The following is a 13,410-nucleotide window of genomic DNA, read 5'->3' on the forward strand; positions in this document are numbered from 1 at the left end:
ACCCGCAGGTCGAACCCAACGGCTATGTGGTGACGAACGTCGACGACCACGGGGAGAAGTACCGAATCGTCGCGGCCCCAGTGCAATTCAACGAGACACCACCGTCTCCGGCGCGCGCCCCCGAACACGGACAGCACACCGAGGAGATTCTGCTGGAGCTCGACATCGGCTGGGACGACATCGCCAAGGCGAAGGAGTCCAAGGCGATTCTGTAGGTGGCCCGGGTGGGTCGCTAATTATGCTGTTTCACAGCCGGTTTCGATACCACGGGTCGCGAATTTCGCGATGAGCAACCGATCCCGAAACGGTCACAGCCGGGTATCAATGTCAGTGGTGGACTGGCACAACGCGACGGATCCGCAAATCATTGCACAGGGCGCCTTTTGGGGATTTGCGGCCGCGACGACGCGCACGGATTCCTGCCGCTATGCGAGTAGCGGTTTCACCAGGGCGCAGCAGGAGGTATCAACAGCATGACGACGAACTGGGTTCCCGCCCAAACTTCGTGCGGCCCGAACTCCGGCCGCATTCTCGACACCGCGCGGGGCATCCTCATCGGTCTTCGCCGGTGTCCGTCCGACGCCGCACTGGACGAGTTGCACAGCGCGGCAATCCGGCACAAGGTACCGGTATTCGCGATGGCGTGGGCATTGGTCCACCTGGCGGGAGACGGCGAGAAGACCCCGAGCTTCGTCGACGCCCAGTCCGCGGCCCGCCGCGAATGGGGCGCGCTGTTCAAATCCCGCGCGCTTACCTGCTGAGCGCGCACCAAGACGTTGGGGCGGCCGAGCTTTCGAGGGGTAACCCGGCCGCCTCCAACCACAAAAACATCGGCCCGAAAGCGCGTTCGGATGGTGGCGCCCTCGGGCTGCGGCTGCAGTGGCCGACGCGGACGAGGGGGTTGCGGCGCCCACGGATGAGCCGTGCCGCGATGCGGTCCGACCCCGATCCGGGCTACGTGATCACCCTGCTCCGCTGAGCCGGCGTCGAGTGCGAGAATTCTCGTCGTGTCCGCAATCGAGCGTGGGCGGCCGATGGGTCCCGGGCCCAGGCTGCACCGTCCGCGCGGTCCGCTGGCCGACCACATCGAATTCTTCGGGCATTGGCTGCACCGCGGCAGCAGCTACCGGAGCCGGGCGCTGCCACGCGGCGCCGTGACGGTCGTCTTCGACGTCGGCCCCCGGCAGCGGCTGGACTTCTATGCCGCGGACGGCACGACCGAAGAGCGTGTTCCGCCCGCGTTCCTCACCGGACCGCAGAACGTGTCCTATGTGTCGGACATCGCGGCCGACGAGCCCGTCATGGCCATCCATTTCCGGCCCGGTGGCGCTTTTCCGTTTCTGGGCATGTCGCTGGGTGACTTGGCCGGCGCGCCCGTCGGCGTCGACGAGATCTGGGGTGGTGCGGGACGCGAATTGCACGAGCGCCTGATTGAGGCGCCGTCGATCCCGGCCAGGTTCGCCCTGCTCGAGCGATTCATGCTCTCGCGGATGGGCTCGTCGAGACAGCCGAGGCTGGGCGCCGCGTTGGCGGCCATCGAGGCCGATCCCTCGGTGCGGTTGGCCGAACTCCGCCGCCTGACGGGATTGTCGAGCAAGCGGCTCGTCGCGCTGTTTCGCGCCGAGGTGGGTTTGGCGCCAAAGGAGTTCGCCCGTGCTCGCCGATTCCAGGCGGCGCTGAGGCGACTGGGCGAGGACGCCGGCGGCGGCGCCCGCATCGCGGCCGACCTGGGCTACTTCGACCAATCCCATCTGGTGCGGGAGTTTCGCGCGTTCAGTGGAATGACGCCAACGTCCTACCGGCGGCGGCGAATCCTGTTGCCGAGCCACGTTCCGTTCGAGCGGCGCAAAAATCCAAGACCGCCCGGTTCGGGGCGCAGATGATGACCACATGGAGGAAACCAGACAAGCCGTAGCGGACACCGGATTTCTGGTCGCTGCGATGCGCGCCGAGGAATCCAAGCGCCCGGACCGGCTCTTCACCGACCCGTTCGCCGACCGCCTGGCCGGCGCGGAAGGTCGCGCGTTGCTCGCCCGGGCCGCCGCGAAGACGGGCGCGTCCTCGCCGCAGATCGCCATCCGCACGCGGTTCTGGGACGAGGCATTGCAGAGGGCGGAGTCGGACGGCATTGCGCAGGTGGTGATCCTCGGGGCGGGCATGGATGCGCGTGCTTACCGGCTGCCGTGGCGCCCCGCCACCACCGTCTACGAAGTCGACCAGCCGCAGGTGATCAGAATCAAGGATCAACGGCTCGCCGGTGAGCGTCCCCGCTGCCGTCGCGTCCCGGTGGGCGTCGACCTGGCTGACGACTGGCCGAAAGCCCTGATCTCTGAAGGGTTTTCCTCGGACGCCCCGGCCGCGTGGCTGGTCGAAGGCCTGCTGCAGTACCTCGACGCCGCCGACGTCGACGTCTTGTTCGCCCGAATAGATGCGTTGTCCGCGCCGGGTTCGCGTGTCTGCTACGACCTGGTCGGCACGGCGCTGCTGGAGGCGGACTTCATGCAGCCCACCCTCGAGTACATGCGGCGCAGCGGCGCGCCGTGGACGTTCGGCACCGACGCGCCGGCCACCCTGATCGAGCGGCACGGCTGGATGGCGGAGGTCACCGACGTCGCCGAGCCCGGCGTGAGGTGGAATCGCTGGGATCATCCGGCCGTCCCGCTGAAAGTGCCCGGCGTACCGCGCGGCTACTTCGTCGAGGCGACGAAGTCCTAGCGCGACAGCGGCGGGCTATTTGGGCGGCGGCAGCTCACGCGGACCGTCGGGCGGGCCCAATTCCGGCGGACCGTCTCGCTTCGTCAGCGCCCGCCGCCGGTCGCGATCCGCGGGCGGGACGGACAGGCGCTCGACGTCAGGGGCGGCCCGTCCCGGCAGGGACGCGCCCGACCCGCGCCCGGACACCCGGCGCTGCGCCCGCTCGGCGGGGTGGTGTCGCGATGAGGTGACGAATTCCGCCTGGCCCGAGGGTGTTTCGGTGTCGGCGGGGTGATCGGACAGCCGGGTGTCGGAGGCCTCAGAGCTGATCGCCACCTTGCGGGTGCGCTTGAGGGTGAACGTGATCTCTTCGGTTTCCTCGAGGACGCCTTCGAACACCTGGCGGGCGGTGCGTAGCGGCTGGGTGGTGGTGTCGATCACCTTGGCCACGAACGGCGGCACCAGCGGGCGGATCCAGCGGGCGGCGGCCTTGGTGGCGTCCGGAATCGACGGGATCAACGGCGCATGGCGTTCTTGGTGTTGCTCGACCGCGCCGCCCCACGGCTCCGGCGCGGGCAGATGCTCCGGAAGGTCGGTCTCGGGACCGGCCAAGCCGGCGGCGGGCTCCGGCGTGGGCAGTCGGGTGATGGCCCTGCTGGCCGCCTCGGCTTCGGCGGCGATCGGCAGGTACACGTCGTCGTCGCCCGGCTCGAACTCGCGCTGCGACGGCGCGTGCACCGGAGCATCCAGGGCTTCGGAAACCCGCCGGCGTTGCTGCTCACGGTCGATCTGGGTCTGCGCCTCGACGGCAAGCCGGGCCTGTGTCAATTGGTGCTCGGCCCACAGGATTTCGGCCTCCCGCCGCACCTCGGCCCGTTTGATCGCGATGGCGGTGTCCGCGTCGAGTTCGGCGCGTTCGCGCTCGGCCCGCGAGGTGGTGCGGCGATCGTGCGTGGTCTCGCCACGCCAGCACCCCAGGATCAGCGGCGCCAGGTAGAGCAACACGCAGGCCCCGATCGTCAACAGCCGCAGGCTCATCGCCCCGGCGTCGGCCGCGGTGAGGTCGTTCATCGCCACCCAGCGCGCGCCCAGGCCGCGGTCGGCGTCCGCCACGACACCGTCCCGCGCGTCACGCAGCGCCTGCTCCTGTCGCGAGATCGTGGCGTCCAGCGCCGGCGCCCGGCCGTCGCGCGCGGCGAGGGCGGTGTCCAATTCGTGCTGGGCATCGCCGAGAAGCTCGTTGGCCGTGCGTGTTTCGGGCCCGGCTCCGGGATCGCCGGTGATCCGGGTCTGCGGGCAGCCGGGGGTGGGGTGGTATTCGCAGCGGGCGACGACCAAGGCCTTGTCCTGACGGTCGCGGGCCGCCGCGACGGTGTTGTCGAGTGCCGTGCGGGCGTCCCTGGTCTGCTGCAGGGCCGCCGCTGCCCGCGCCACGGCCGGGGCCGATTCGGCGTGGCGCAACGCCCGTTCGTCGAGCCGGTGGGCGATCGAGCTGGACAGCAGAACGAGCGCCGCGAGTTCACCGACCACGACGCCGACCGCCGCCGCCACCGCGACGCGTCCAATAACACCAGCGCGACTCCGGCCGGGGCCCGGGATGGTGGCGCGGCCGATGGCGCCGACCAGCACACCGAAGACCAAGGTGGCGGGCACCACCGCCGGCAGCGGCCAGGGGGTCGAGCCGGTGACCGCGAGCGTTGCGACCAACCAGGCCAGCATCGCACCGGACAGCGTGACGGCGCCGGCGACCGCGTGAGCGGACCGTTCGTGACGCTCGCCCAGCTCGCGCCGGTGCCCGCCGCCGAGCCAGATGAGCATCCCCGCCGCCCGGGCCAGGCCCGATGGCTGCTCGATCACTTCCTGGGGCATAAGACCGAAAACACCTCCACCATCAAGCCTCGCAGGCCACCGCCCGACACTTCGAATCGAAGCGCCCCGCCTGTGGCGCGCTTCACAGATCCGCGGAACCGACGCGGATCGCCGGCCGCGCATCGCTCGCACCCGCCGGTCCAACGAGGGGGCACCTGACGCGGAATTCCTGCGACGCGAGCAGATCAGCGACCGTTCTGGCAGGTGACATGAGACGGTATAAGCCTATGACGAATCACGATTATGTCACCTACGAGGAGTTCGGCCGCAGGTTCTTCGAGGTCGCCGTCACTCCCGAGCGTGTCGCCGCGGCGTTCGCCGACATCGCCGGCAGCGAGTTCGCCATGGAGCCGATCGCGCAGGGGCCGGGCGGGATCGCCAAGGTCAGTGCCAACGTCAAGATTCAGGAGCCCCGGGTCACGCGCCGGCTGGGCGACACCATCACCTTCGTCATCCACATCCCGCTGTCCATCGATCTGCTGATCGATTTATGGCTCGACAAGCCGCGTTTCGTGGTTTCCGGAGACATTCAGTTGCGGGCGACGGCGCGCGCGGCAGAACCGCTGCTGCTGATCGTCGACGTGGCCAAACCGCGGCCGTCCGACATCACCGTCAATGTCTCGTCGAACTCGATCCGCGGCGAGGTGCTGCGCATCCTGGCGGGCGTGGACGGTGAGATTCGGCGTTTCATCGCCCAGTACGTCGCCGCCGAGATCGACGCGCCCCAGTCGCAGGCGGCGCAAATCATCGACGTGGCCCAACAGCTGGAGCAGGCCTGGCCCTGACCGGCCGAGCCCACGAATACGCCCGAGGCCGTCGGGGTACCCAGTCAGGGTTGTGCGTCGGTCGCCGGTGGGCGACGGCGCTGCCGATCGCCAGGGGAGGAAGACGTTGGCTCGCGTAGATGTGTCGGTGTCGTCGCAGGTGGAACCGGAAGCGGCGTGGAAGCTGGCGTCCGACCTGGACCGATTCGACGAGTGGATGACGATTTTCGCCGGGTGGCGCGGGCCGGTGCCCGACACCATCGAGAAGGGCACCTGCGTCTCGTCGTGTGTCAAGGTCAAGGGTTTCCGCAACGTGATCCACTGGGAGGTCACCCGCTACGACGAGCCGAAAGCGATTGAGCTGCAGGGCCGCGGCCGCGGCGGTATCCGCCTCACGGTGGCGATGACCGTCACCGACAATCATCCCGGATCGACGTTCCACCTCACCGCCGACCTCGGCGGCGGTCTACTCAGCGGGCCGGTCGGGGGACTGGTCGCCCGGGTGCTGCGGTCCGACGTGCAGAAATCCGTCAACAACCTGGCTACCCTGCAATAACCGCCCCCGCGGGGTCCGGCGCTAGCGCGCCGGGTGGCTGATCATCCAATGCCGCTCGGCGTCGCGAATTCGCCTGCGGTCCATGGCAAGCCACGACAAACCGGCGCCGAAGGCGAGCATCGCGACGATCGCGGCGGCAACCCCGGCGCCGGCCTGCCCCAGAGCGAAGTTGGCCACACATGCGACGAACGCCAACGCGGCCGCCGCGACCACCAGCAGCCCGGGCGTTTGCCGCGACCCACCCGTGTGCGGGTCAGCGGTCCGACCATGGTCGACAGGGTGGTGCCTCATGGCGTCTCCTCTGCTGTCACTTGGAGTTTCGGCCCGATCTCTTGGAGCTACCCAACGGGCTATCGGGACAAACGACTTGGCGGAGGTGACGCGCGATACGCCTAGAGCGTCTGGTGGCGGCCGAAGTACTTGTGGTCTTCGCTGTAGCCGCCATAACCGCTACCGATGTCGTGGTAGTCGGCGACGAACTCGATGCCCTTGATCCACTTCACCAGCTTGAAGCCGTGCTGCAATTCGTTGCGCAGCCGCAGCGGCCTGCCGTGCATGTAGGGCAGCTGCTGGTCGTTCATGTTGTAGGCCAGCATCGTCATGTGGTGGTCCATCTGGCCGATGTGATGGGCGTTGTAATAGATGCCGCCCGTGGCGCCCAGACCCATCGAATAAAAGACCGCCCACTTCGCTTCCGGGAGCGGTTTGACGATGTCCATGATCGTCTTCATCTGCACGCCACCCCATTTGGCGACGCCCGACCACGCCTGAATGCAGAAGTGCTGGCTGATCTGCTCGTGATAGGGCAGCGCCATCAAGTCCTCGAGGGAGAACTCCATCGGGTGCTCGACCAGTCCGTAGACCTTGAGACGCCAGTCCTTGAAGTCGTCTCGCTCCAGTTCCTTGTACTCGACGGTCTCGGGCAGGCGCCCGTTACGCCAGTGGTGCGGCGAGATGTCCTTCTCGGTGAAGGCGCCGGGCTTGGGGTCCAACTGCTCGAGCATCCGTTGGAAGGGACCCACCAGCGCGTAGCCGACCCGCTGCACCACGCGCGGGTGGCGAATGGTGAAGGGAGTGGCCCAAACCCACGCGATCGCGGTCAGCACCATGGCCGCGGCGAAGATGCCGAAGCCGACCCAGCTGTTGTCGTCGCGCGAAGCGAACATGTGGTTGAGGTTTCGCAGTGCCTCGGTGGTCAGAACCATGGTGACGTGCACCAGGATGAAGAACAGGAAATAGACCAGCACCACGAAATGCAGGGACCGCGCGTGCTGAATGCTCAGCCGCTTGCTGAGCCAGTGGACCCGCTGGGAGAGCGCGGGCGACATTCCCAGACCGGTGATCAGCGCGGCCGGGGCGGCGATGAACACGGTGGTGAAGTACGACAGCAGCTGCAGGCCGTTGTAGGCGACCCAGCCGTTATCGGTGGGCCAGTCCAGCGACAGGTACTGAATGGCCACCGACGCCGCGTTGGGGAAGACGTCCCAGCTGGTCGGCACGATGTGGCGCCATTGTCCGGTGGCGAACAGCAGCACGTAGAAGACGGCCCCGTTGACCAGCCACAGGACGTCGACGCCCAGATGCCACCAGCGGGCCAGGCCGATGGAGTGCCGGAACCCGGGCAGCCCCAATTGCGGTGGCAACGCGACGGTGTCGGCGTTGGCGGTCCACAGCTCGTCGTCCGGAACGGGCGGACCCACCCGCAGCCACTCGTCCTTGCCCGGGGTGGCGTTGCGGCTGAAGTAGAGCCGGGGATGGTCGCAGAGGATCTGGATCCCCGTCCTGATGATGAACATCATCATGAAGAGGTTGAAGAAGTGCGTCCAGCCGATCCAGGCGGGCAGTCCCGGGGGGATGCCGGCGCTGTCCGAGCCGGGGTAGCGGTGGATGAACGACTGCACCGCCGGCATGTTGTGCAAGCCTTTGCCGACCGCGATCCCGGCGATCAGCACGGCAAAGCCGATGGGGATCAACCAGAGCAGGTTGAACCATCGGTCGCGGCCGACGCGCAGTTTGGGGGCGGTGGCCCGCCTGGTGAGATCGAAGCCGCCACCGTAATGCTCCACATCGATGACGTCTTCGGCGGTGTGTATCTCGTTGCGGTAGTCCGGGATGGACGTCAGCGGCGTGCCCACTGCCAGGGTCGATACCGAGCCGCCCTGCGCTGCCCGCCCTCCACCGGTCCCCGCGGAATCAACGGTGTTGGTCACGCGGCCGAAATTACACGAACGCACCTGGATTAATTGGAGTCAATCGGGAACGAAGGCTCTGGTCGCGGCCCGGATCAGGGCGGCGGAACTCCGATGCACGCGTCGAGCGCGCAAAATCCGGCCGGGCCTCGACGGCGTTAGCCGCACCTACCCACGAAAATGCCGATTTTGAGCCGCAGATACGAACCGATGAGTTTTGCTGTGAGTGTGCGCATAATGTGCTGCCAACACGCTAAGCGGGGTCGCGCGGCAGCAGCCGGCGCACCGGGCGGGTCTCGATGGCGTTGACCGTCAACGCCCGGCGGGCGATCCGCCAACCCGCCTGCATCAACGCGTATTCGTCGTCGTAGCGCAGGTGCCATGCCACGTCCACCAGCTCGTCGTCGCGCTGGTTCCAGTGGTGCGCGACGCACGCGATGCGCCCGCGGGCGGTGCCGGGTCGCCCGGCCGCGTCGTATACCTCACCGACGATCGCGTGCTGGGTGCGCACGACCGCCCCGACGGCCGCGACCGCCGTGCCGATGGCATCCCGGCCGCGATGCGTTTTGTTCGGCCGCAGATCGGCGGGTGGTGCCGGCACCAGCAGCTCGGCGTCGACAGTGAAAAGTTCTGCCACGGCGGCGAATTCGCGGTCGTCGACGTGCGCCGCGTACCGGTGCACTAGATCGCTCAGGGCAGCCCGGTGATCGGCGGAAAGCGTCATGAGCCCAATGACAACCGTTGCGCGCAGGCCGACAACAGATCCTTGGCCTGCTCGATGTCGGTGGTCGGCGGCATGGCCAGCACCAGCCGGTCGGCCCCCTGGTCGGCGAGGGCGGCCGCGCGCTCGGCATCGACCTTGGTGACCGAATGGCCCAGCGACACTTCGAGTGCCGCCGGGTCGCGGCCCGCCGACGACGCCTCGTCGCGCATCAGCGCAAGCAACGACGCGAGTTGCGGACCGGTCACCCCGAGCGGCTGGAAGCCGTCGCCGAGGCGTCCGGCGCGGCGCGCGGCCGCTCGGCTGTGCCCACCGATGTGAATCGGGAGACGTTCGCCCGCAACGGGTTTCGGGTAGCTCATGACGTTCTCGAAGTTGAAGAACTCGCCCGCGAAAGATACCCCCTCGGGCCGCTGCGCCCACAACGCGCGCAGGACGGCCAGCTGCTCGTCGGCCCGCCGGCCCCGGCTGTCGAACTCCACGCCGCAGGCGGCCAGCTCTTCGGAGAGCCAGCCCACCCCGACGCACAGGTGCAGCCGGCCGCCCGACAGGGCGTCGACGGTGGCGGCCCGCTTGGCCAGCACCACCGGGTGGTGATTGGGCAGCACTAACACGCCGGTGGCCAGCCCCAGGCTGCTGGTGTGGCCGGCCAGAAAGGCAAGCAGGTCAAGGGGATCCGGGATGGGGCAGTCTGCCGCCAGGCCGACGCGTCCCGAACTGTCGTAGGGATAGACGCTGTCGTAGCGGGTGAGCAGGACGGTGTGCTCGACAACGACGATCGATTCGAACCCGCAGGCCTCCAGATGGCGCGCGAAGGCCACCATCCAGTCGGGGTCCGCAGTGACACCGTCGGCGACCGGGGCCACCACCGAGACCTTCATGGTTTTCGAAGCTAACGAAGGCATCTCGCCGGTCGACTAGCGGGTCGCGCTTTCGGCCACGGCGGGCGTTATCGCGGCGCGCACGGCTTCGGCGAGCGTGGCGGCCCGGCGGTCGGTGAACACGTCCTCGAGCATCACCGCGCGCCCGTCGGGCCCCGTCAGCGGCACCCGCCAGTTGGGGTATTCGTCGGTGGTGCCGGGCTGATTCTGGGTCCGGCGGTCACCGACGGCGTCCGTCAGCGCCACGCCCAGCAGCCGCGACGGCGTCCTGCCCAGATAGCGGTACAGCGCCACGACGACGCGCTCCGGGTCGTCGTCGCCGTCCTCGAGCAACCCGACCCGGCGCAGCTCGGCCAGCCACGCCGCCAGCTCCGTCCGGTCGGCCTCCAGCTCCTCGTCGACGGGGCGGGTCAGCAGCCCCAACGAATCACGCAGCCGCACATGGTCGCCCGCCAGATAGCCGGCGGTCGGTGGCAGATCGTGCGTGGTGACCGAGGACAGGCAGTACTCGCGCCAGCGCTCGGCCGGCAGCGGGCCACCGGCCCCGTCGCGGTCCAACTCGAACCAGAGGATCGAGGTGCCCAGCAAGCCCCGCAACAAGAGGTAGTCGCGCACCCACGGCTCGACCGTGCCGAGATCCTCACCGACGACGACCGCGCCCGCGCGGTGCGCCTCCAGGGCGACGATGCCGATCATCGCTTCGTGGTCGTACCGCACGTAGGTGCCTTCGGTGGGCGAGGCGCCCTGCGGGATCCACCAGAGCCGGAACAACCCGATGATGTGGTCGATGCGCACCCCGCCGGCGTGCCGCAGCACCGCACGGATCAGCGCGCGAAAGGGCCGATACTCGTGCTCATCCAACCGATCCGGTCGCCACGGCGGCTGCGACCAGTCCTGGCCGAGCTGGTTGAACTCGTCCGGCGGCGCGCCCGCGGTCACGCCCAGCGCCAACACATCCTGCAGCGCCCAGGCGTCGGCACCATTGGGGTGCACCCCGACGGCCAGGTCGTGCATGATGCCCAACGACATGCCGGCCCGGATCGCCTGTGACTGCGCCGCGGCCAGCTGCTCGTCGAGCTGCCACTGCAACCACCGATGGAAATCGATTGTGTCGGAATGCTTTTGGACGAAGGCCGCCACCCCTGACGCGTCCGGGTGCTGCAACGCCTCGGGCCAGGAATGCCAGTCGTCGCCGTGCTTCTCGGCCAGCGCGCACCAGGTGGCGAAGTCGTCCAGCGCGCGGCCCTCCCGGTCGCGGTATGCCGCATAGGACAACTCGCGACCCGCCGACCGCGGTTCTTGGTGCAGTAGCCGCAGCGCCGCCCGTTTGGCCGCCCACGAGGCGTCGCGGTCGATGGCGTCGACGTCGCCGGCGCGCTGCTGGACCTCGGAGCGCAGCCGCCGGACCCGGCTGCGCTTGGTCAGGCCGGCGAACTCGGGAATCGCCTCGACATGAAGATAAATCGGATTGACGAAGCGTCGCGATGTCGGCAAATACGGCGACGGCTCCATCGGCTTGGTCGGGGCCGCGGCGTGCAGCGGATTGACCAGCAGGTAGTCGGCGCCGTGCCGGGAGGCCGACCACACCGCGAGGTCGGTCAGATCGGTCAGGTCGCCGACGCCCCACGACTGCCGCGACCGCACGCTGTACAGCTGCGCGGCCAGGCCCCACGCGCGCCGGGCGCCGAGCCGCTCGGGCAACCCCAGCCAATCCGGCGTCACGATCAGCGCGGTGCTGGTCTCGGCGTCACCGGAACGCAGATGCACCCGGTGATAGCCCAGCGGCAGGTCGGCGGGCAGCAGGAAGCTGGCCTCACCCACCCATCGACCGTCCAGGTCGAACGGCGGGGTGAAGTTGTCGACCTGTGCCACACCGCCGCGCACGGTGCCGTCTTCGAGCTGCAACCACACCTCGGCGGGATCCCCATGGGTGACATGCGCCCAGAACCGGATCTGCTCGCCGGTACGCCCCACGATGGTCGGCGGCAGTTGGCGCGCCCAGTGCGACCGCAGCTTCGCGGTCAGCGCGACGTTGCGCTCCTGCTCGTCGTCGGCCGCCACGCCGAGGGCACCCAGCACCGCCTTCAACGTCGCCTCGGCCACCCGCACCCGTCGGCCCGACCAGTCCTCGTACTCGGTCGCGACGCCATATCTGCGGGCGAGTTCGATCAGCGACGGAGCGAGTTCAGTCATGACGTCATCTTGCTGCCCGGATTCGGCGGGCGGCGACTCGGACCCGGGGCGAGTTGGCGCATTCTTTGCTGGGCGGTCGCCCGCCATTCATTTGAGGCCACTGCCGGCAATGGCTTCGCGCGCTCGACAGGACGAGCGGGCCCGCGGCGATTACGATGCCTTGAGGAGATCACCCGGCTCCGCTCGGCTCATCCATGGGGGAACGAAACTGCCAGTTCAGTGGCGCGCGTCGGGACCGCCTCTCCTGGCGGCCCGCAGCGGTGGACGGGGCCGGATTCGGGTGCATAAACAGATGTAGAAATGAATGCGCTCCGGCGCCGCGTGGCGAGGTCCGCGCAGGTGCCTTAACGTTGTCATGTAATTCGCGCTGGATCGGTCAAAGGACGATATCCAGGCGCTTCAGCAGACCGGATGGTGAATAAGTGGCGGAAGAGAGTCGCGGGCAACGCGGGTCGGGGTACGGCCTGGGGTTGTCGACCCGGACCCAGGTGACCGGCTACCAGTTCCTTGCGCGCCGCACCGCGATGGCGCTGACCCGGTGGCGCGTCCGCATGGAGGTCGAGCCGGGACGGCGGCAGAACCTGGCCGTGGTGGCATCGATCTCCGCCGCGCTCGTCATCTGCCTGGGCGCGCTGCTCTACTCCTTCATCAGCCCGGCCGGACAGATCAACGAGTCACCGATCATCGCCGACCGCGACTCCGGAGCGCTGTACGTCCGCGTCGGCGAGAAGTTGTACCCCGCGCTGAACCTGGCCTCGGCGCGCCTGATCACCGGTCGGCCGGACAACCCGCACCTGGTCAAATCCAACCAGATCGCCAGCCTGCCGCGCGGCCCGATGGTGGGCATCCCGGGCGCGCCGTCGAGCTTCCACCCGACCAGCCCGGCCGCGTCGTCGTGGTTGGTCTGCGACACCGTGGCGAACTCGACCGGTGCCGGCGCCCCGTCCGGTGTGACGGTGACCGTCATCGACGGCAACCCGGATCTGAGCAACCACCGGCGGGTGCTGACCGGCTCGGACGCGGTGGTGTTGAACTACAGCGGGGACGCGTGGGTGATCCGGGACGGGCGCCGCTCCCGCATCGACGGGTCCAACCGGTCGGTGCTGCTGCCGCTGGGACTGACCCCCGAACAGGTCAGCATGGCCAAGCCGATGAGCCGCGCCCTCTACGACGCGCTGCCGGTCGGGCCGGAACTGACCGTGCCGCAGATTCAGAACGCGGGCGCGGGGGCGTCGTTCCCGAACGCGCCCGGCCCGATCGGCACGGTGATCGTCACCCCGCAAATCAGTGGGCCGCAACAGTATTCGTTGGTGTTGGCCGACGGCGTGCAGACCCTGCCGCCGCTGGTGGCCCAGATCCTGCAGAACGCCGGACCGGGCAACACCAAACCGGTGACCGTGGAGCCGTCCGCGCTGGCGAAGATGCCGGTGGTCAACAAGCTCGACCTGTCGTCGTACCCGGACGCGCCGCTGAACGTGATGGACATCCGGGAGAACCCGGCGACCTGCTGGTGGTGGCAGAAGACCTCCGGTGAGAACCGGGC

At 68.7% G+C, this 13,410-nt stretch carries 12 protein-coding genes and 1 pseudogene; 7 read left to right on the top strand and 6 right to left on the bottom strand.

Features of this window, described 5'->3' with window-relative positions; translation table 11 throughout:
* The 4 genes and pseudogenes from A9W96_RS03730 to A9W96_RS03745 all read left to right on the top strand — a co-directional run.
* A pseudogene (locus A9W96_RS03730) lies at positions 1-215 on the top strand (CoA transferase); the annotation flags it as partial.
* A 258-nt stretch (positions 216-473) separates the two neighbouring features.
* The gene (locus tag A9W96_RS03735; protein WP_066861389.1) at positions 474-761 is read left to right on the top strand and encodes an ANTAR domain-containing protein; all 288 of its coding nucleotides are present in this window, start codon (positions 474-476) and stop codon (positions 759-761) included.
* A gap of 273 nt (positions 762-1,034) precedes the next feature.
* Positions 1,035-1,883 (top strand): AraC family transcriptional regulator, encoded by an 849-nt coding sequence (locus tag A9W96_RS03740; RefSeq protein WP_067137978.1) that lies wholly within the window; start codon positions 1,035-1,037, stop codon positions 1,881-1,883.
* Positions 1,884-1,890: 7 nt separating this feature from the next.
* Positions 1,891-2,715 carry an SAM-dependent methyltransferase gene (locus A9W96_RS03745; RefSeq protein WP_067137980.1) on the top strand — a complete coding sequence of 275 codons (825 nt, stop codon included), beginning with the start codon at positions 1,891-1,893 and terminating at the stop codon, positions 2,713-2,715.
* Between the two features lie 15 nt (positions 2,716-2,730).
* On the opposite strand, the gene A9W96_RS03750 is transcribed toward A9W96_RS03745, so the two are convergent.
* Complete coding sequence (locus A9W96_RS03750) at positions 2,731-4,563, bottom strand: DUF4407 domain-containing protein (protein WP_067137982.1); 1,833 nt, start codon at positions 4,561-4,563, stop codon at positions 2,731-2,733.
* Between the two features lie 227 nt (positions 4,564-4,790).
* On the opposite strand from A9W96_RS03750, the gene A9W96_RS03755 reads away from it, so the two are divergent.
* Together A9W96_RS03755 and A9W96_RS03760 are read left to right on the top strand one after the other, a co-directional pair.
* Complete coding sequence (locus A9W96_RS03755) at positions 4,791-5,348, top strand: hypothetical protein (RefSeq protein ID WP_066880707.1); 558 nt, start codon at positions 4,791-4,793, stop codon at positions 5,346-5,348.
* A 106-nt stretch (positions 5,349-5,454) separates the two neighbouring features.
* A complete protein-coding gene (locus tag A9W96_RS03760) occupies positions 5,455-5,883 on the top strand; it encodes an SRPBCC family protein (protein WP_197498191.1) in 429 nt (142 codons plus the stop codon).
* Between the two features lie 21 nt (positions 5,884-5,904).
* Here the strand turns inward: A9W96_RS03760 and A9W96_RS03765 are convergent, their stop codons facing one another.
* The 5 genes from A9W96_RS03765 to malQ form a co-directional block, all read right to left on the bottom strand.
* Positions 5,905-6,174, bottom strand: coding sequence for a hypothetical protein (locus tag A9W96_RS03765; protein ID WP_066880709.1), 270 nt, complete (start codon positions 6,172-6,174; stop codon positions 5,905-5,907).
* A gap of 101 nt (positions 6,175-6,275) precedes the next feature.
* Positions 6,276-8,018: a molybdopterin-dependent oxidoreductase gene (locus A9W96_RS03770; RefSeq protein ID WP_066861404.1), complete on the bottom strand. Its 1,743-nt coding sequence runs from the start codon at positions 8,016-8,018 to the stop codon at positions 6,276-6,278.
* 307 nt (positions 8,019-8,325) lie between these two features.
* Positions 8,326-8,796: a nuclear transport factor 2 family protein gene (locus A9W96_RS03775; protein WP_067137984.1), complete on the bottom strand. Its 471-nt coding sequence runs from the start codon at positions 8,794-8,796 to the stop codon at positions 8,326-8,328.
* A complete protein-coding gene (locus A9W96_RS03780; RefSeq protein WP_067137985.1) occupies positions 8,793-9,674 on the bottom strand; it encodes an LLM class F420-dependent oxidoreductase in 882 nt (293 codons plus the stop codon). Before A9W96_RS03780 ends, A9W96_RS03775 begins: the two co-directional genes overlap by 4 nt.
* Before the next feature lie 36 nt (positions 9,675-9,710).
* Entirely contained in the window at positions 9,711-11,867 is a 2,157-nt protein-coding gene (malQ, locus tag A9W96_RS03785) for a 4-alpha-glucanotransferase (protein WP_067137987.1), read from the bottom strand.
* 422 nt (positions 11,868-12,289) lie between these two features.
* Here malQ and eccB point away from each other — a divergent pair.
* Positions 12,290-13,410: type VII secretion protein EccB (eccB, locus tag A9W96_RS03790; protein WP_067137989.1), on the top strand; the 1,121-nt coding region annotated here is incomplete at its 3' end.

The organism is Mycobacterium sp. 1245852.3, from assembly GCF_001669335.1.
Taxonomy (GTDB): Bacteria; Actinomycetota; Actinomycetes; order Mycobacteriales; family Mycobacteriaceae; genus Mycobacterium; species Mycobacterium europaeum_A.